This is a genomic window from Nocardiopsis yanglingensis, assembly GCF_045809185.1.
GTDB lineage: Bacteria > Pseudomonadota > Gammaproteobacteria > Xanthomonadales > Xanthomonadaceae > Stenotrophomonas > Stenotrophomonas yanglingensis.
Map to the genome: position 1 here is coordinate 222,048 of NZ_JBJNRH010000004.1, position 18,933 is coordinate 240,980.

The window sequence follows — 18,933 nt, forward strand, 5'->3', positions numbered from 1 at the left end:
GGGGGCGGCGGGGGGCCCCCACCCCCGTTTTTTTTTTGTGTTTCGGGGTGGCGGCCCCGCGCCCGCCACTACCGGTGGGTGTCACCCCGGCACCGGGCAGTTGCTGGCCTCCAGCACGCCCTGCAGCCGCTCGCGTTCACCGCGCGCGGTATCGCGGTTCTCCGGTGCGGCAAAGCGCTCACGGCCGCGGGCATCGCGGAAGCGCTGCTGCCAACCACCGCAGCGCTGCGCTTCGGGAAGCGCCTCGCAGTGGTCGCGCACCACTTCACAGCTGGCCGCATTCACCGGCGTGACACCGCCCAGGCCCTGCACCGTCATCAGTTCGCAGCGGCCGGGTGCAGGCTCGTATTCGTGCAGGTAGCCACCGCCCTGGCTGTCGGTGCACTGGAAGATCGGAGGAAGCGGCGGCTTCGGAGGGCCGTCACCTGCGGCGGCGCGGGCCTCGGCATCGCGGCGCAGCGTCGCGCTGTCGAGGATCTGGTCGTCTCCTTCGTGTTCGACCATGCCTGCTTCCATGATCGTGCGTCCTTCGTCCGCGCGTCGTGGTTTCGATGGGGCCGTAGGGCCGACGGCCGGTCCGGCCGGCACCGGCGCGGGTGTTTCGACGGGGGCGGGTGCAGGTTCGGCGGCCACCGGTGCAGCGGCGGCCGGCTGTGTGTTGGCCGGGTCGGGTATGCGCAGCACCTGCTGCTTGCTGCCGGTGGGGCACGGCGTGCGCTGCAGGGTAGGGACGTCACTGCTGCTGGAGGTACAGCGGTAGATCACGCCCTCTTCGGCCAATGTGCTTCCAGGCAGCAGCGCCAGAAGCAGCCAGATCACTCGGTTCATGCGTACAGCGTACAGGCTGCGACGGCGCGTTGCGCTCAGCGTTCGCAATCGCGCGACAGGCGCGCATCGATGCCGCGCTGTTCGTTGCTGATGGCGGTGCGTTCGCTCTGCAGCGCGCTGTTGTAGCGCCGGTCCAGTTCCCAGCGCCGGTCGCGCAGGCGCGCGCAGACTTCCTGCGGCGGCAACGCATGGCAGCTGTCGCGGACCAGCACGCTGCCGGCCGGCACCTGCACGCCCATGCCGATCGAAGGGGGGCGATAACCTGTGCCTTCGCCGATCGGCGTGCCGATGGCCGGGCGTGGTCCGGGGTAGGCCGGACCACGATGACCGTGTGGCAGCCAGACGCTGGTCCACAACGGCACCCAGCGCGGATTGCCCTCGTTGTTGTCGCTGGTATAGCGCTGGCCGTCGTCGCTCACGCACTCGTACATCGGCTGCGGCGGCTGGATGTAGACGTGGCGGACTTCACGCTCGCGGATGACCGGGGTTTCGCTGGGCGGCGGAGGCGTGGCATCACTGCGCACCACCCGTGGAGCGGGATCGCGCGGGCGCTGCAGGTCGCGCACCTGCTGGCGGCCGCTGTTGCAGGGCGTGTCCTGCAGGGCAACGGCGCCATTGCTGGAAACGCAGCGGTACACCCGCACGTCCTCGGCCCCGGCGGCGGGCGCCGTCCACGGCAGCAGCAGGCACAGGCTGAAGGTGGCGCGCAGCAGGGTCATGTCGGCAGGGTGCGTGATTGTCCGCAGCAGCGCAATCGCCGGCTCAGGAACGCAGTACGTTGCCGCTGAGCGCATCGCGGATCGGAGTGGGCTGGGCCAGGCCGCCGGTCTGTCCATCGAGGATGCCGTCGAGCAGGCGCAGCAGGCGCGGGTCCAGTTCTTCGCGGCTGCGGGCCGGCGGCTCACCGGCCAGGTTGGCGCTGGTGGAGACCAGCGGGCCGCCCCAGGCGCGGCAGAGTTCGGCCACCAGCGGGTGCGCGCTGATGCGCACGGCGATGCCGCTGTGCTCGCCGGTGACCCAGGGCTGCGCGCGCGGGCCGGCGGGCAGGATCCAGGTGTTGGCACCGGGCCAGCTGGCCAGCACGGCGCGTTGGCGGGCGTCGGGCAGCGCCTGCAGGCGCACCCAGCCTTCCAGCTGCGCCAGCTCGGCCGCGACCAGGATCATGCCTTTCTCGATCGGGCGCTGCTTCAGCCGCAGTACCATGTGCACCGCAGCTTCGTGCGAGGGATCACAGCCCAGGCCCCAGACCGCTTCGGTCGGGTAGGCGATCACGCCGCCCGCGCGGAGCGTGGCGACAGCAGAGTCCAGGGTGAGTTCTTTCATGGCGGCGACCGGCCCGGCGTGGGCCTTCATTATCCCCCTGCCGCGTGCAGAAGGGGTGGTGGGTGCCGACGGTAGGTGCGGATCGTTGGTGGTGGGTGCGGACCGTTGGTGGTGGGTGCGGACCGTTGGTCCGCACACCCCTCATCCACGCATGGCGTGGATCTACTTCTTTGCAGCGGCCTTCTTCGCCGGGGCCTTCTTTGCGGCCGCTTTCTTTACCGCTTTCTTTGCCGGGGCCTTCTTGGCAGGCGCTTTCTTTGCAGCGGCCTTCTTCGGCGCGGCTTCCTTCTTCACCGCCGCCTTCTTGGCCGGTGCCTTCTTCGCAGCGGCCTTCTTGGCACCGAAGCCCTTGCGCACCGGCTTGCCGGTTTCTTCCATCAGCTGCTGCACTTCGGCCAGGGTCAGCGAGGCCGGCTCGCGATCCTTGGGGATCTTGCCGTTCATCTTGCCGTCGCTGATATACGGGCCGAAACGGCCGTTCAGCACCTGGATGTCGCTGCCCTCGAACTCCTTGATGATCCGGTTGCGCGCGATCTCTTCCTTCTCTTCGATCAGGAACACGGCGCGGGCCAGGTCGATGGTGTACGGGTCGTCTTCCTTCTTCAGCGAGGCATAGGTGCTGCCACGCTTGGCGAACGGGCCGAAGCGACCGATGCCGACGCTGACCGGCTCGCCGTTGTCCTCGCCCAGCGCGCGCGGCATCAGGAAAAGTTCCAGCGCGTCTTCCAGCGAGATGGTGTGCATCGACTGCCCAGGGCGCAGCGAGGCGAACTTGGGCTTCTCCTCGGCGTCCTCGGCGGTGCTGCCGATGGCCGCGTACGGCCCGAAACGGCCCAGCCGCACACTGACCGGCTTGCCGGTCTTCGGGTCGGTGCCGAGCTCGCGCGCGCCACTGGCCTCGGCACGGTCCACCGATTCCTTCTTGTCTTCCACCAGCTCCTTGAACGGCTCCCAGAAGCGGGCCATCAACGGGATCCACTCTTCTTCGCCACGCGAGACGGCGTCGAGCTCGTCTTCGAGCTTGGCGGTGAAGTCGTAGTCCACGTACCGGGTGAAGTGGCTGGACAGGAACTTGGACACCGCACGGCCAACGTCGGACGGGCGGAAGCTGCGGCCTTCCATTTCCACGTACTTGCGGAACAGCAGGGTCTGGATGATCGAGGCGTAGGTCGAGGGACGGCCGATGCCGTACTCTTCCAGCGCCTTCACCAGCGCCGCTTCGGTGTAGCGCGGCGGCGGCTGGGTGAAATGCTGTTCGGCCTGGATGCGTTCCAGCGGCACGCGGTCGCCGGGCTTCATTGCCGGCAGCTTGCGGCCTTCGTCCTCGTCCTCGGCGCTCTTGTTGTCCTTGCCTTCTTCGTACACGGCCAGGAAGCCGGGCACCACCACGGTGGTGCCGCTGGCACGGAACACGTGTTCGCTGCCGGCGGACAGGTCGACGCTGACGGTGTTGAGCGTGGCCGGAATCATCTGGCAGGCCACCGCACGCTTCCAGATCAGCTCGTACAGCTTGCGCTCGTCATCGGTCAGGTAGCGCGCGACCTGCGCAGGTGTGCGCAGCGCCGAGGTCGGGCGCACCGCTTCGTGCGCTTCCTGGGCGTTCTTCGACTTGGTCTGGTAGGTGTTCGGCTGGTCCGGCAGCGAGGCGATGCCGTAGTCGCGGGCGATCACGTCGCGGATCTCGGCCAGCGCGTCCTGCGACAGGTTCACCGAGTCGGTACGCATGTACGAGATCAGGCCGACGGTGCCTTCGTCGCCGATGGCCACGCCTTCATACAGCTTCTGCGCCACCTGCATGGTCTTGCGGGTGGTGAAACCGAGCTTGCGCGAGGCTTCCTGCTGCAGGGTGGAGGTAGTGAACGGCGGCGCCGGGCGGCGCTTGCGCTCCTTGCTGGCCACGTCGGTGACATGCAGCGAGCCCTGCGCGGCCTGCTGGATGCGCAGGCGGGCAGCCTCGGCGGTGTCGCCGTCGGTGATGGTGAACTGCTCGAACTTCTGCCCGTCCAGCTTGATCAGCTTGGCGTTGAAGTGCTGCGACGGGTGCGCGCACTCGGCGGCGATCGACCAGTACTCGCGGGCGATGAAGGCTTCGATCTCTTCCTCGCGCTCGACGATCATGCGCAGTGCCGGGCTCTGCACGCGGCCGGCGGACAGGCCGCGCTGGACCTTGCGCCACAGCACCGGCGACAGGTTGAAACCGACCAGGTAGTCCAGCGCGCGGCGCGCCTGCTGGGCGTCGACCAGGTCGCTGGCGATCGCGCGCGGCTGGCTGATCGCTTCCTTGATGGCGCGCGGGGTGATCTCGGTGAACACCACGCGCTGCATCGGCTTGTCCTTGACCAGCCCGCGTTCCTTCAGGATCTCGGCGATGTGCCAGCTGATCGCTTCACCCTCGCGATCCGGGTCGGTCGCCAGCAGGATGTCGTCGGCGCCCTTGGCGGCCTTGGCGATCGCATCGACGTGCTTCTCGTTCTTGTCGATCACGTCGTAGTGCATGGCGAACCCGTTGTCCGGGTCGACCGCGCCTTCCTTCGGAATCAGGTCACGCACATGCCCATACGAGGCCAGGACCGTGTAGTCCTTGCCGAGGTATTTGTTGATCGTCTTGGCCTTGGCCGGCGATTCGACGATGAGCAGGTGCTTGGGCATGGCAGCAGGGTCTGTGGGGCGAACCGTGGGGAAGGGGCCGCTAGGGTGGAGCAAACGGCCGCATTAGTGAAGCGGCCACGGGCAAATCCATAAACTGAACGCCCGGGAATGTGCCGGGCGTTCAGGTTTCACCTTGTTAGAGGAATCACGCCCGGCCAGCCCCTGTCAAGCAGCCAGGCGTGAGGATGGCCGTTCAGGAGGCCATCTTGGCGATGAAGCCGACCGCGAATACCAGCAGCGCCAGGCCCACCAGCGACAGCAAGCCGGTCAGCACCAGCACCAGCACGGTGACCGTCCCCAGCTCACGGCGCTGCAGCTGCGGCTGGTCGGTGTAGGCCCAGCGATCAACCACCAGGGTGTCGCAGATCATGTCGTGCAGGCCCTGCTTGCGCTCGGTGAACGCCGCCATCAGGAAGCCGATGCCGAGGGTGAAGCTGCTCAGCAGCATGGCCCAGTAGCGACCAAATGCGCGGGCCTTGGTCAGGCGCTCGCCATTGCTGCGCACGACCTTGATGCCGACCGCCATCTTGCCCAGCGTGGCACCGCCCTTCGAGGCATGGAACCAGGTGTAGTACGCCATGCCGATGGCGAAGTTGATCAGCGCGCTGGACAGCTGGGCGACCACTTCGATGGTCGATTCGCCACTGCCTACCGCGCCCATGCTGGCGCCGAGCACCACGCCGAGGATGGCGCCGATGATGCTGCCGGGGATGACCAGCACGAAGTAGTCGATCATGTAGGCGGCCACGCGCTTCCAGAAGCCCGCGTAGACCACTTCGCCACCCATCACCGGCTGGGCATGGCCAGTGGCACCGGCCGCTGCCGGGGCGCTGTAGGGCGAGCTGCTGAGCGCGCCGGTGCCCGGCAGGGGGGCGCTGCCGTTGTCGATGGCGGCATAGTCGCCACGCAGGTCGAAGCCGCCGCTGCCGGTGGCCGTGCTGGCGTCGGCCAGCGTCTGCAGTCCGAGTTCGTCGACCACCTGGCGCAGCGCAGCCCACTGCGCCATGCCTTCGCGCCAGACCAGGGTGTCCAGGTTCAGTTGGCCGCGCTGGAAGCGCTGGCGGATCTCCTGGACCGGCAGCGGGCCCTGGCGTTGCTGTCCTTCGGCGTAGTACCACTCAGTCATTGCATGTTCCCTGTTGGGTCGTCCTTGGAGGTGCCGGTGCGCGCGCGGTTCAGCCGCGGCACGACGGCGGCAGGTACTTGTCGTCGCTTTCGCCGCTGCATTCCCAGCGGCCGCTGTCGCGATCGTATTCCAGCCACAGCAGGTCGCCATCGGGTTTCTTGCCGGGTACGGCCAGGGTGGCCTCGATGCCGCAGTGACCGTTGTTGAAGCGGCCGATGTTCACCGCCGACAGGCCGGTCTGGGTGAAGTCGCCCGGGGCCGGGAAGCCGGCGTCGTTGGCACCGGGGCAACGGCCTTCGTCATCGGCGAAGTGCTGCACCTGGTCCTTCAACGGCTGCAGTGCGGTCACTGCGCCGGCGACCTTGGCGCGCACGGTGTAGTCGTTGTAGGCAGGCAACGCGATGGCGGCCAGGATGGCCACGATCGGCACCAGCACCAACAGCAGGCCGCCGCCGATGATGGCGGTCAGGGCGCAGCCGGACAGCTTCTTCTTCGGGGGTGGCAGGGCGGTGGCCGATGCACTGGTGGTGTAGGGCGTGGATGGCGGCAGTACCGGCGGCTGCGGCGGAGGCGGTGCCACCGGTTCCGGTTCGGGTTCCACGGGGGGGGCGGCAGCGTCCAGCGCCGGCACGATCAGGCCGAGTTCGTCGACCACGGTGCGCAACGGCTGCCATTGCGGCAGGCCGTCGCGCCAGACCAGGGTGTCCAGGGAGATCTGGTTGTTGCGGAACAACTCGACCAACTGTTCCGCCGGCAGCGGACCCTGCTGCCGGTTGCCTTCTGCGTGGAACCACTCGCTCACGGGGACGCTCCTGAATGCGCTATGCCCCCAAGTGTACGGTCAGTGCAGGGGTTCTGGCTCGTCCATGAACATCTGCGTCTCCATCCAGGCATACGCTGCCTCGGAGCCGGGCTGGTTGAACAGCACCATCAGCACGACCCACTTCAGGTCGTCCAGGTCCAGTTCGTCCTGGTCCAGGGCCATCGCCCGGTCCAGCACCAGCTCACGCTGGTCGGCGTCGAGGATGCCGTGCTGTTCCAGGTACAGCAGGAAACCGCGGCATTCCACGTCCAGCTTGTCCAGCTCGGGGCCGTGGTAGACGCGCACTGGGCCATCGACCCGTGCCTGGGCCACGCTCGGCCGCTGCGCGGCCAAGGCATCGAGCCAGTCGAATGCCTTGTTGATCTCGGTTGGGCTGAAACCGGCCTGGATCAGGCCGTTCTGGAGCGAATCGCGGTCACGGATCAGGTCCGCATCTTCGCTGAAATAGTGTTCAAACAGGTACAGCAGTACATCCAGGATGCTCTCTTTCATTGCCCCTCGGCCTGCGTCGCGCGACGCTGTGGAGGTGAAGAAACTAGGGAGTTCGACAGTAGCGGCCGTGTACGCACACCACGATTCCCGCCAGTTCCATGGCCAGCAGCATGGAGGACACCTGGGGCGCCGTCAATCCACAGCGCGTGATCAGTGAATCCATACCGCTTGGGTTGTGGTCCAGGGCCCGCCACAAGCACTGGTAGTCAGGGTCGTCGGCCCAGCGCGCCGGCAGGAGTACCGGCGGTGCCTGTTCAGTGGGGGTGGCCAACCGTGATTGCAAGCCCGGCAGCTGCTGGCGAAGGGCGGGGGCCAGCAGTTCAAGGACCTCCTCCGGGCGTTCGACCAGTGCAGCACCCTCACGGATCAGCCGATGGCAGCCCGCCGCGCGTGGATTGAGTACCGAGCCGGGCAGGGCGCAGACCTCGCGGCCGGCCTCGGCAGCCAGGCGTGCGGTGATCAGGGCACCCGAGCGCTGGGCGGCCTCGACCACCACCGTCGCCAGCGCCAGCCCGGCCACCAGCCGGTTGCGGGCGGGAAAGTGGCCGGGGCGTGCCGGTGTTCCCGGCAGGTACTCGCTGAGCACCGCGCCTTCGGTGGCGATCCGGGCCTGCAGCCGGGCGTGGCTGTCCGGGTAGGCCCGGTCCGGGCCGGTGCCGATGACCGCCACAGTGCAGCCACCGGCCTCCAGCGTGGCCTGGTGGGCGGCCGCGTCGATGCCCGCCGCCAGGCCGCTGGTCACCGCCAGCCCGGCTTCGACGAAGCAGCCGGCGAACCGGGCTGCCAACGCGCGTCCGCCCGGTGTCGGCGAGCGGCTGCCGACCAGCGCCACCGACGGGCGCCAGGCCAGGCTGGGGTCGCCGGCGATGAACAGCGCCAGGGGTGGGTTGGGGACATCCTGCAAGGGCGGAGGGAATGCCGGATCGGTGAAGGCCAGCAGGTGCTGGTTGTCGTCTTCCAGCCAGCGCCGTGCCACGGCCCAGGCCCGGGCGTCCGGGCGTTCCAGTGCGGCGCACTGTTCCGGCGTGCAGCCGTGTGCGCGCCAGTTCGCGGCGCCCTGCGCGATCGCAATCTCTGCGCTGCCCGCGGCCTGCAGCAGGGCCCGCCGTGGCGCCAGCGCGCCGCCTGCCATCAACAGGCGCAGCAGCGCCTCGTCAGCTTGGTTGGTCATCCCCCCACTATCGGGCGCATACAACAAAGGCGCCCTAGGGCGCCTTCGCATGCGGCTGTCAGACTTTGCCGGAGATGCCTGCCGGCCAGCGGCCGGCACTCCCTGCTGTGGCCGGGGCAGCCCGGCAACCGTTACTTCGCGTCCGGATGCAGTGCGTTGTAACCCACGCGCACCGGCTTCACGCCCTGCATCACCAGTGCGTAGCTGACGTTGTCGAAGGTACGGAACACCATCGCGTGCGCGGCGTACTCATCCGGCAGCGCAACCCGGCCAACGTTGCCGCTGAGGGCATCGTCCATACGCGACGAGGTCGGGTACTTCATGCGGTCCGTCACATGGCGGCCCGGCCGCCACAGCGAGAACACGGTGCCATTGTCCACGCCCTGGGTGCGCCCTGCCGAGATCGCGATCACGTCGCGCGGGCCACCGGCAGTGAACATGTCGGTCACCGCCAGCACGCGCACGTCGACGCCCTCGACGCTGGCTGCCGGTACATGCGGCACGAACTGCAGGTCGTACGGCTTGGCTTCGACCGGGACCAGACGGTCGCCGGCACGCACTTCACGGCCGCCCACATCCTTGTCCAGCGCCAGGGTGGAGGCCTCGACCTTGCCGCCAGCGACCCGGGTGATGGTACCGGTGGCGACCTGGGCCAACTCGTAGCCGAGCACGCCGCGGCGCGCGTTGGGCGCGTTGTAGGCCTTCCAGAGGTTGCCACTGCCCGGCGTGACATCGCCGTTGGCGGTCAGGTCCTCGGTCGGCTTGGGCTGGGCATAGCGCACGGTCGGGCGCACCACGGCCCAGCGCTGGCCCAGCTGGGCATCGGCCAGGCGCACATAGGCGGTGTTGCCGCCGGTAACGCGCAGGCGTTCGTCTTCCAGGCCGACAACGGCGGGCAGCTGCTCGATGCTGTCGACCACGCTCAGCTGCTTCAGGAACGGCTCGACCTGGGCCAGCGGAATGGCGTCGATCGGGGCCTCCTGGCGCGGGCCGGGCTGGGCCGCCACGGTGACCCGGTCCAGATAGGCCAGGCTGAGCACGTCACCGGGATAGATCAGGTGCGGATTGGCGATCTGCGGATTGGCCTGCCAGATCTCCGGCCACAGCCACGGCTTCTGCAGGAAACGTGCGGCGATATCCCACAACGTATCCCCTTTTCGGACCACATAGGTGTCCGGGTGCCCGCCATTCACTTCCACGGCGGTAGCATAGGCAGCCACGGTCAGCATCGCCGCGGCGACGACCGTACGAAAACGAAGCAACATAGGTGTGAAGCCCTGATTCCCCAACAGGTCCGCGCACTATAGTCCAGAAACCGGGGCGCAAGGCAAGCGTTGGAGCTAGAATCTGCGACGTATGCCGGCGTGCCGGCCCCCTATCCGGAAACAGCCATGGCCCTTCTTCCCATTCTCGAGTTCCCCGATCCGCGCCTGCGTACCAAGGCCGCGTTGATCGAAGCTGCCGAAGTCACCACGCCGGCCTTCCAGGAACTGATCGACAACATGTTCCTGACCATGTACGACGCCCCGGGCATCGGCCTGGCCGCCACCCAGGTGGACGTGCACAAGCGCTTCATGGTCATCGACGTCAGCGAAGAAAAGAATGAACCGCATGTGTTCATCAACCCGGAAATCGTCGCCAAGGACGGGGGGCGGGTGTACCAGGAAGGCTGCCTGTCGGTTCCGGGCATCTTCGCCGACGTGACCCGTGCCGATACCATTACCGTGAAGTACCTGGACCGCAACGGCCAGGAACAGCAGCTGGAAGCCGGCGAAGTGCTGGCCACCTGCATCCAGCACGAAATGGATCACCTGGACGGCAAGCTGTTCATCGACTATCTGTCGCCGCTCAAGCGCGAGATGGTGCGCAAGAAGCTGGCCAAGCAGCGCAAGCACGTGGCGTGATCGCCAATCCGGGCCGCCCTTCGGGTGGCCCGCGCCTGCGCGGCACGCGCGGGCTGTACGGCGCCGGCCGACGGCGCCGTTTTCTTTCCTGCACGAATCCATCCTGCAAGTGGGGTAGCCATGAGGATTGTCTTTGCCGGTACGCCGGAATTCGCGGTGTCATCGCTGCGCGCGGCTGCGCGCCATCATGAGGTCGTGGCCGTCTACACCCAGCCTGATCGTCCGGCCGGACGTGGCCGTGGCCTGGCGCCGTCGCCGGTCAAGCTGGAAGCCGTGGCCCGTGGCATTCCGGTCTACCAGCCCGAATCGTTGAAGGACGAGGCCGCCCAGCAGCAGCTGCGCGATCTGCAGCCGGACCTGATGGTGGTGGTGGCCTACGGTCTGATCCTGCCCAAGGCGGTGCTGGCCATTCCGACCCACGGCTGCTGGAACGTGCATGCCTCGCTGCTGCCGCGCTGGCGCGGTGCCGCGCCGATCCAGCGTGCGATCCAGGCCGGTGACGCGAAGACCGGCGTCTGCCTGATGCAGATGGAGGCCGGCCTGGATACCGGTCCGGTGCTGCTGCACCAGGAGCTGCCGATCGCTGCCACCGATACCGGTGGCCAGCTGCATGACAAGCTGGCCGAACTGGGTGCGCAGGTACTGTCCGATGGTCTGGGCCTGCTGCGTGCTGGCATCAAGCCGATCGCGCGGCCGCAGCCGGAACAGGGTGTGACCTACGCGCACAAGCTGGACAAGGCCGAAGCGAAGCTGGACTGGGCGCAGGACGCGGGCGCGCTGGCGCGCACCGTGCGCGCCTTCAATCCGTGGCCGATCGCCGAGGCGACGCTGGCCGGCGAACGCGTGCGCATCCATGGCGCGGTGGCGCTGGAGGCGGACCACGGCCAGGCACCGGGTACGGTGCTGGCCGCCAGCCGCGATGGCATCGACATCGCCTGTGGCCAGGGTGCATTGCGCCTGCGCGTGCTGCAGCGTGAAGGCGGCAAGGCGATCACCGCCGCCGACTACCTCAACGCTCGCCGCGACCTGCGCGTGGGAGCGTAAGCGGTGTCGAAGCAGAACGATTTCTCCGTCGCCAAGGCGGCACCGGGCGCGGCCACGCGCATGCTCGCCGCACGTGTACTGGCACAGGTGTTCACCCGTGGCCGTTCGTTGAAGGCTGAACTGGCCTGGGCGCTGCCGAAGCTGGCCGACAGCCGCGACCGTGCGCTGCTGGAAGCCCTGTGTTTTGCCGTCCTGCGCCGTCGCAGCACCTATGACGCCGCGCTGCAGTCGTGGATGCAGAAGCCGCTGTCGGCGCGTGACGCCGATCTGCGCACGCTGCTGATGGTCGGATTCGCGCAGCTGGATGTGCTGGAGCTGCCGGCGCACGCGGCGCTGTCGGCCACGGTCGATGCGGCGCGCGCGCTGGGTCGTGAACGCCAGGCAGGCCTGGTCAACGCGATCCTGCGCCGTGCGCAGCGCGAAGGTTTCCCTGAGCAGCCCGCACGCGATGCCTTCCCGGATTGGCTGGCCGATGCGATTGAGCGCGATTGGCCGATGCAGGCCGAGGCGATCTTCAACGCCAGCCTTCAGCCGGCACCATTGTGGCTGCGTGCGAACCGCCAGCATGGTGGCCGCGACAAGGCGCTGGCCGCGCTGGCCGAGGCGGGCATTGCCGCCGAAGCCAGTGCGCTCTGCGCCGATGCGTTGCGCCTGGCGGCTCCCGTTGCCGTGAACCAGCTGCCCGGCTTCGCCGACGGTGCGCTGTCGGTGCAGGACCTCTCGGCGCAATGCGCGGCCGATGCGCTGGCGCCGGTGGCCGGTGCACGTGTGCTGGATGCCTGCGCGGCACCTGGCGGCAAGTCGGCGCACCTGCTTGAGCGTGACCCCAGCCTGCGTTTGCTGGCGCTGGATATCGACGCGCGACGGCTGGCCCGTGCACGCGACACCTACACCCGTACCGGGGTGGGCGAGCATGCACAGACGCTGGCCGCCGATGCCAGCGACCCCGGTTCGTGGTGGGATGGCGTGCCGTTCGACGCGATCCTGCTGGATGCACCGTGTTCAGCGACCGGTGTGATCCGTCGTCAGCCGGATGTGATGTTCCACCGCCGTGCCGAAGACATCGATGCGCTTGTCGGTGTGCAGGCGCGCCTGCTGGAAGCCTGCTGGTCGATGCTGCGCCCAGGCGGCGTGCTGCTGTATGCGACCTGCTCGATCCTGCGTGCCGAGAACATCGATCAGGTGCGCGCGTTCCTGAAGTGGCATCCGGACGCCGTGGCGCAGCCGTTGGGCGACGCATTCGGCGTGGATTGCGAAGGTGTGGCACGCCAGCGACTGCCGGGTGACAACGATGCTGACGGTTTCTTTTACGCGCGTCTGATAAAGGCAGCCTGACCCCCGCTGCCGTTTCGAGTCCCATGCTGAAAACCCACGCGTCGCGCCAGACGTGGTTGTTCGTGGTGATGGCCCTGCTTGTGCTGGGGGCCGGTCTGGGCCTCCGTGATCCATGGCCTTCGGATGAACCGCGTTTCGCGCTGGTGGCCAAGCAGATGGTCGACAGCGGTTACTGGTTGTTCCCGCATCGTGGCACCGAGCTGTATTCGGACAAGCCGCCGATGCTGATGTGGTGGCAGGCCACGCTGTACGGCGTGATCGGCCACTGGCGGGTGGCCTTCCTGCTGCCGTCGCTGCTGGCGGCCCTGGGCACGCTGTGGTGCGTGGTCGATCTCGGTCGCCGGTTGTGGACGCGGCAGGTGGGGCTGTACGCGGGATGGGCGCTGCTGTTCGCGTTGCAGTTCACCTTCCAGGCGAAGAAGGCGCAGATCGACCCGCTGCTGGTGCTGTTCATCACGCTGGCCAACTATGGCCTGCTGCGCCACCTGCTGCTGGGGCCGGCCTGGCGCTGGTGGTGGCTGGGTTGGTTCTTCGCCGGGATCGGGGTGATCACCAAGGGGGTGGGCATGCTCGCCCTGCTGATGGTCGTGCCGGCGGCCATCGCCTCGGCCCTGCACTGGCCGCGTGTGTCCCTGCATGCGCGCGATGGACGCTTCTGGCTGGCGCCGCTGGCGTTCCTGCTGGCGGTGTCGTTGTGGCTGGTACCGATGCTGCTGGCTGGACTGGGCACCGGTTCGGACGAATACCGTGACTACATCAGCGACATCCTGTTCCGGCAGACGGCGCGCCGCTATACGCATTCCTGGGATCATCACCAACCGTGGTGGTACTTCTTCGGCGTGATGCCGTCGATGTGGATCCCGGCGTTCCTGGCGCTGCCGTGGGCGATTCCTGCATGGCGCAGGCGCCTGCGCCGACGTGACCCACGCTACCTGCTGCCGCTGGCCTGGTGCTTGCTGCTGGTGCTGTTCTTCTCCATTCCCGATGGCAAGCGCGACGTCTACATCCTGCCGGCGTTGCCGATGTTCTGCCTGGCACTCGCGCCCCTGTTGCCCGGGTTGATGAAGCGGCGCGACGTGCAGGGCCTGCTGTGGGGCTTCACCGCGGTGCTGGCGGCGGCCCTGACCCTGGTCGGGGCGCTTGCGCTGCTGGGTGATCCGCACTTCGAAGTGAACCTCACCCGTGGTCGTGGGTTGCCGCCTGGCGCGACCAACGCGCTGGCCTGGGCGATCCTGGCGATGGGACTCTGGGGCGGGCTGGGTCTGATGGTGGCAGGACGCCGTCGCAGCCACCTGGCGTTGGTCTCGACCCTGACCGCGGCCTGGGTGCTGTATGGCCTGGTCGGCTACCCGTTGCTGAATGATTCAAGCTCCGCGCGTGGATTGATGCGCGACGTCGGCGCACGCCTCGCGCCGGATGCGGAGCTGGGGCTGGTGGCCTGGAAGGAGCAGAACCTGCTGATGGCCGATAGGCCGGCGGCCACGTTTGGATTCGAGAACCGCTGGCATGAACAGCTGCAGGCGGCCGTGCGCTGGCAGCGGCTGGACCCCGGACGACGTTGGCTGCTGGTGAACGACGATGCCATGCAGGGCTGCATCGATCGTTCACGGGCGGAGATGGCAGGTATTTCCAACCGGCGGCGCTGGTGGCTGGTTCCTGCCGCGGTCGTAAAGGGCACCTGCGCGCCCACGGTGGCGGAACTGGAGCGCGAGTACCTGCTGCAGGGGCCACCGGATGAGGACTGAACGAATGAGCGACGAACATGACGGCTCTGCGACAATCGAAGGCCCGCTCTGCCCTAGAATGAGCACCGCTCCCGGCACCGTGCCGGTCTCCCGCTACCGACCCGCCGACCGCACCACGTGATCCCGCTTTCTCCGTCTACTTCCCGCACGTCGGGCTTCCTGGCCGGCGCCTATACGGTGGCGCTGGGGGCATTGCCGACGTTGTTGATGCTCACCATGGAAGGCGGCAGCGCAGGCTTCTATCTGGTGATCCTGTTGTCGCTGATCCTGCTGCTGATGCCCTCGGCATCGCCGGCCCTGCTGCCGGGTTCCGTCCGTCGCTATGCGTGGATGGGCATCGGCATGGGCGTGATGCTGGTGGGTGTTCTGGTCAGCCTCGGTGTGCATGGCATCTGGAAGGGATCGGAGGTCGAAAAAGCGGCGCGGCTGCTGTCGATGCTGTTGATCCTGTTCGCTGCGCTGCGGGTGCCACGCAGGATCCTTGGGCGCGCCCTGTTGGGAACCCTGCCTGCAGTGTGGTCGGCAGCGGTGATCATTGGCTGGCTGGCGCTGGAAACCGGCGCGCGGCCGGCCACCCAGCAGTTCAACGCGGTGACCTACGGTGACCTGACCCTGTTGTTTGGCGTGTTGAGCCTGTTGTCACTGGGCCTGCCGGTGACCCGATTTACCCGCATCGAGGCGACGCTGAAGCTGCTGACCGGCATCCTGGGCCTGATTGCATTCCTGTGGACGCAGACCCGCGGTGGCCTGCTGGCGATTCCCTGTTTCCTGCTGATCGGCCTGCTGGTGATGGGGCGTCGGCTTGGCCGCATGAAGATCCTGCTGGGCCTGGTACTTGCGGCGGGCGTAGGCATTGTCGCCACCCACGATGGTGCGCTGCGCGATCGCATCGATGCCGGCGTGAACGAGTACGGTGATTGCAGTGCCGACCACCTGGCCGATACTTCGGTCTGCATCCGCCTGCAGTTGTGGAGCGCAGCGGGCTACATGATCCGTGAGCAACCAGTGTTCGGCGTCGGGGGCGGCAACCGCTTCCGCCAGGAACTGGAACGGCTTGCCGAACAGGGCAAGGTCTCGGCGATGGTCGCGCGTGATTTCGGCGAGACCCACAACGACCTGCTGTACTTCCTGGCCACCTATGGTGTGCTGGGCGGGCTGGGGCTGGTGCTGGTGTACCTGGCGCCCGCACTGGTGTTCCTGCCACGCCTGTGGCGTGGCGACGAGCGATCGCGGTTGCATGCCGCTGCAGGGTTGAGCATCTGCGTGGCCTTCGCCGTCTTCGGCGTTACCGAAATGATGCTGCGTGACATGCGCACCGCGTCGTTCTATGCCGCCTGGGTCGCGCTGCTGCTGGCGCTGTCCGAGCCACGCCGCACCGATCAGCGCGAGCCCAGCACCGCTTCGTAGCTGGCCAGGGTCGCATCGGCGAAGGTCTGCAGGCCGAACGCGGCTTCTGCATGGCGGCGGGCGGCCATGCCCATCACCGCCAGGACCTGGCGCTGTTCATACATTGCCTGCAACTGCGCGGCGATGGCGGCCACGTCACGGGTGGGTACGACCCAGCCATCGACGCCCTGCTGGATGTTCTCCGGCAGACCCGCATAGTCGCTGACCAGCATCGGCCTGGCGCTGGCCATCATTTCGCGGCAGGCGAAGGAGATCGTTTCGATGTCGTTGGACAGCACGAAGCCGACGTCGCCGGCGGCGATCAGCGGGCGCGTATCGGCCAGCAGGCCGGTGAAGTGCACCTGCGCTGCGACCTCGCCGAGCGCCTGCACCTGTTCGCGCTGCTGCGCGTTGGGCAGGTGGCCGGCCACCGCCATGTGCACGTGTGGGCGGATGGCATCGGGCAGCAGGGCGATGGCCTGCGCCAGGTCGATCCAGCCCTTGTAGTCGTCAGTGCCGGCATTGCTGACCAGCACCAGGGCTTCCGGATCCTGGGTCCATTGCTGCCGCATGGCCTGCCCGGCGTCGGCGGCCATCGGTGCAAAGCGGGCCAGGTCGACGCCGTTGCGGACCACATCGATTGGACAGCTGCGGTATGGGCCCTGTTCCAGCAGCCGCCCGGTATGGGCCGATACCGCGATCACGCGATCGGTGGCCCAGCGCGCACGGAACGCATTGCCCAGGGTGTTGGTCGGCTTGCTGTTGTGCTTGGTGAGGATGATCGGCGGGCGGCGCATGCCGAGCAGGCCCTGCATCACGAAGCGGTGATCGCGTGCGCCGTTGACGTGGACCAGGTCGATGCCCTTGTCCTGCACCAGGCGGCGCAACGCGCGCTGTTCGGCCAGTTGCTGCGGCAGGGTCGGCAGGCCGCTGCCGAAGGCCATCGGCAGCGCGGTCGCGATGCCCTCTTCGGCAACGGTGCGCAGCAGGCGGCTGTCGGCGGGGGCTGCGACATGGAGCGTGTGCTGGCCATGCAGGGCCCGCGCCAGGGACACGATGTACGTGGTGTGGCCGCCACCGTCGCCGTAGTGGAAGTTGGTGTACAGGATTTTCATGGGGGATCTTCGGGCAACGCGTGGTCAGTGTGACACAGCCGGCTCAGGACCGTTCCGCAGGTGCGACCGGGTCGGCCACCGCCTGGCCGTTGCCCAGCATCCACAGCATGATGGTCTTCTGCCGCACGTAGTTGGCGCGCACATAGGCGTAGACCAGACCATGCCAGCCATCGCGGAAGCCGCCGCGGAACAGGAATCCGCGCCAGAACCGCCAGGCGGGAGCCAGCACCAGCTTGCCCAGCGTGGCCCGCTTGCCGCGTGCGAACTCGTGCTCGGCCATCATCCGCGCGTACTTCTCGGTCTTGGCCAACTGCTGCTGCAATGACCGGTACGGGTAATGGATCAGGTCGCCGCGCAGGGTACCCACACTGCCGTCGACACTGGCCGCCTCGTGGATCTCGCGCTTGCCGCGCCAGCCGCCCTGGCGGCGGTCGAACAGGCGCATTACCCGGTCCGGGTAGGCGTTGCCGTGGCGCAGGAACTTGCCGAAATACTCCGACAGGCGGGCGAACCGGAAGCCGGCGTGGCCGCTGAAGCCGCCGTCACAGGCCTGTTCGATGGCCGTGCGCAGCTCCGGGCTGATGCGCTCGTCGGCATCCAGGCACAGCACCCAGTCGTGGCTGGCCTGCTCCACGCAGAACGCCTTCTGGCTGCGGAAACCCTCGAACACGCGCTGCAGCACCCGGGCGCCGGCGGCCTCGGCGATGGCCACCGTGGCATCGGTGGAATACGAGTCCACCACCACGATCTCATCGCAGAAGGCCAGCGAGGCCAGGCAGTCGCCGATGCGCCCGGCCTCGTTGAACGCGATAATGCACGCCGAGATGCGAGGCCGTTCGATGGGAGCGGTCGTGGAGGACATGATGGCCGGGTACCTGTTGTTTGCGACGGAGCGCTATGCGCTGCCTATTCTCGCCCCGTTGGCGCAGGCCTTGCACGCCTCCGGGCAGGAAGTCGCTGCCTGGTTCGAGGACGGCGCGGCCGGCAGCAGCCTGCCGGGGGTGCCCAACGTCGGCCTGAAGCAGGCCCTGGCGATGCGCCCGCGGGCAGTGTTCAGCGCCGCCAACTGGGTGCCGACCTTTCTGTCCGGGGCCAAGGTGCAGCTGTTCCATGGCTTCAACGTGGAGAAGCGGGACAGTGCGCGCGGCCACTTCCGGGTGCGTGGCATGTTCGACCTCTACTGCACTCAGGGGCCGGCCACTACCGCACCATTCCGCGAGATCGCGGCCCTGCAGGGCCATTTCGCGGTGGCAGAGACCGGCTGGCCGAAGCTGGACCCGCTGTTCCGCGACGATGGTGGCGAGAGCACCACGCTGCGAGCGGCGGCAGATGGGCGTCCGGTGATCCTGTTTGGCTCGACCTTCACCGAGCGGCTCAGCGCGGCCCCGCACCTGCATGCGCAGATCGCCGCCGACATCGCCGCAGGTGACCACTACTGGCTGCTGACCCTGCACCCCAAGTGCCCGCCGGAACTGTTCGAGCGCTACCGCGCGCTGGCCGGCGCCAATGCCCGCTTCATCGAGCCGGAACAGGTGATGGCCGCGCAGCGTGCCGCCGACGTGCTGGTCTCGGATACCTCGTCGATCGTTTCGGAGTTCATCGTCCAGCACAAGCCGGTGGTGACCTTCCGCAACCGCGTGCCGAAGCCGCACATGATCGACTTCGACGATGCGGCGCAGCTGCCGGCGATGCTGCAGCGCGCGCTGCATCCGGATGCAGCGCTGCAGGCGGAGATCGTTCGCTATGCCGATGCCATCCATCCGTATCGCGATGGCCGCTCCAGCGAGCGCGTGATCACGGCCACCGAGGATTTCCTGTCCGGTGAAATGGGCGCGCTGCGGCGTAAGCCGTTCGGCAGCTGGGTGCGCGATCTGCAGATCCGCAAGGACCTGGGCTATTGGGGCCCGTCGCAGCGTTGAGGTAGTGCCGGGCGCCGGGCGGGCCCCCCCGGACTGGTTGCGAAATGACGGCCCCCGCCCCGCCACCCAGGGA

General features: G+C 67.9%; 17 protein-coding genes. 6 read left to right on the forward strand and 11 right to left on the reverse strand.

What is annotated here, in order from left to right; genetic code table 11:
* Nucleotides 1-81: 81 nt before the first annotated feature.
* From ACJ7C5_RS08605 to ACJ7C5_RS08645, 9 genes are all read right to left on the reverse strand, one after another.
* The gene (locus tag ACJ7C5_RS08605; RefSeq protein WP_412703649.1) at nucleotides 82-828 is read right to left on the reverse strand and encodes a hypothetical protein; all 747 of its coding nucleotides are present in this window, start codon (nucleotides 826-828) and stop codon (nucleotides 82-84) included.
* A gap of 35 nt (nucleotides 829-863) precedes the next feature.
* Entirely contained in the window at nucleotides 864-1,547 is a 684-nt protein-coding gene (locus ACJ7C5_RS08610; protein WP_412703650.1) for a DUF4124 domain-containing protein, read from the reverse strand.
* Between the two features lie 43 nt (nucleotides 1,548-1,590).
* A complete protein-coding gene (tsaC, locus tag ACJ7C5_RS08615) occupies nucleotides 1,591-2,151 on the reverse strand; it encodes an L-threonylcarbamoyladenylate synthase type 1 TsaC (RefSeq protein ID WP_032129674.1) in 561 nt (186 codons plus the stop codon).
* Between the two features lie 162 nt (nucleotides 2,152-2,313).
* Entirely contained in the window at nucleotides 2,314-4,800 is a 2,487-nt protein-coding gene (locus tag ACJ7C5_RS08620) for a DNA topoisomerase I (protein WP_094001109.1), read from the reverse strand.
* A 193-nt stretch (nucleotides 4,801-4,993) separates the two neighbouring features.
* On the reverse strand, nucleotides 4,994-5,926 hold the full coding sequence (locus ACJ7C5_RS08625) for an RDD family protein (RefSeq protein WP_088027392.1): 933 nt from the start codon (nucleotides 5,924-5,926) through the stop codon (nucleotides 4,994-4,996).
* A 49-nt stretch (nucleotides 5,927-5,975) separates the two neighbouring features.
* Nucleotides 5,976-6,728 carry a pilin gene (locus tag ACJ7C5_RS08630; RefSeq protein ID WP_412703651.1) on the reverse strand — a complete coding sequence of 251 codons (753 nt, stop codon included), beginning with the start codon at nucleotides 6,726-6,728 and terminating at the stop codon, nucleotides 5,976-5,978.
* A gap of 39 nt (nucleotides 6,729-6,767) precedes the next feature.
* Entirely contained in the window at nucleotides 6,768-7,241 is a 474-nt protein-coding gene (locus ACJ7C5_RS08635; protein ID WP_005411195.1) for a DUF494 family protein, read from the reverse strand.
* 43 nt (nucleotides 7,242-7,284) lie between these two features.
* A complete protein-coding gene (gene dprA / locus ACJ7C5_RS08640; protein ID WP_097049770.1) occupies nucleotides 7,285-8,412 on the reverse strand; it encodes a DNA-processing protein DprA in 1,128 nt (375 codons plus the stop codon).
* A 131-nt stretch (nucleotides 8,413-8,543) separates the two neighbouring features.
* Entirely contained in the window at nucleotides 8,544-9,677 is a 1,134-nt protein-coding gene (locus ACJ7C5_RS08645; protein WP_412703652.1) for a LysM peptidoglycan-binding domain-containing protein, read from the reverse strand.
* A 126-nt stretch (nucleotides 9,678-9,803) separates the two neighbouring features.
* On the opposite strand from ACJ7C5_RS08645, the gene def reads away from it, so the two are divergent.
* The 5 genes from def (at nucleotide 9,804) to ACJ7C5_RS08670 (ending at nucleotide 15,847) form a co-directional block, all read left to right on the forward strand.
* Complete coding sequence (def, locus tag ACJ7C5_RS08650) at nucleotides 9,804-10,316, forward strand: peptide deformylase (protein WP_008267110.1); 513 nt, start codon at nucleotides 9,804-9,806, stop codon at nucleotides 10,314-10,316.
* Between the two features lie 120 nt (nucleotides 10,317-10,436).
* The gene (fmt, locus tag ACJ7C5_RS08655) at nucleotides 10,437-11,360 is read left to right on the forward strand and encodes a methionyl-tRNA formyltransferase (RefSeq protein ID WP_049451463.1); all 924 of its coding nucleotides are present in this window, start codon (nucleotides 10,437-10,439) and stop codon (nucleotides 11,358-11,360) included.
* A 3-nt stretch (nucleotides 11,361-11,363) separates the two neighbouring features.
* Nucleotides 11,364-12,695, forward strand: coding sequence for a 16S rRNA (cytosine(967)-C(5))-methyltransferase RsmB (gene rsmB / locus ACJ7C5_RS08660; protein WP_088027382.1), 1,332 nt, complete (start codon nucleotides 11,364-11,366; stop codon nucleotides 12,693-12,695).
* Nucleotides 12,696-12,718: 23 nt separating this feature from the next.
* Complete coding sequence (locus ACJ7C5_RS08665) at nucleotides 12,719-14,440, forward strand: glycosyltransferase family 39 protein (RefSeq protein WP_412703653.1); 1,722 nt, start codon at nucleotides 12,719-12,721, stop codon at nucleotides 14,438-14,440.
* Nucleotides 14,441-14,557: 117 nt separating this feature from the next.
* Complete coding sequence (locus ACJ7C5_RS08670; RefSeq protein ID WP_097049773.1) at nucleotides 14,558-15,847, forward strand: O-antigen ligase family protein; 1,290 nt, start codon at nucleotides 14,558-14,560, stop codon at nucleotides 15,845-15,847.
* On the opposite strand, the gene ACJ7C5_RS08675 is transcribed toward ACJ7C5_RS08670, so the two are convergent.
* Together ACJ7C5_RS08675 and ACJ7C5_RS08680 are read right to left on the reverse strand one after the other, a co-directional pair.
* Entirely contained in the window at nucleotides 15,820-16,941 is a 1,122-nt protein-coding gene (locus ACJ7C5_RS08675) for a glycosyltransferase family 4 protein (protein ID WP_412703654.1), read from the reverse strand. The two genes, ACJ7C5_RS08670 and ACJ7C5_RS08675, sit on opposite strands and share 28 nt — an antisense overlap.
* 43 nt (nucleotides 16,942-16,984) lie before the next feature.
* Nucleotides 16,985-17,803: a glycosyltransferase family 2 protein gene (locus ACJ7C5_RS08680; protein ID WP_412703655.1), complete on the reverse strand. Its 819-nt coding sequence runs from the start codon at nucleotides 17,801-17,803 to the stop codon at nucleotides 16,985-16,987.
* Between the two features lies 1 nt (nucleotide 17,804).
* On the opposite strand from ACJ7C5_RS08680, the gene ACJ7C5_RS08685 reads away from it, so the two are divergent.
* A complete protein-coding gene (locus tag ACJ7C5_RS08685) occupies nucleotides 17,805-18,860 on the forward strand; it encodes a CDP-glycerol glycerophosphotransferase family protein (RefSeq protein ID WP_412703656.1) in 1,056 nt (351 codons plus the stop codon).
* Nucleotides 18,861-18,933: the final 73 nt, after the last annotated feature.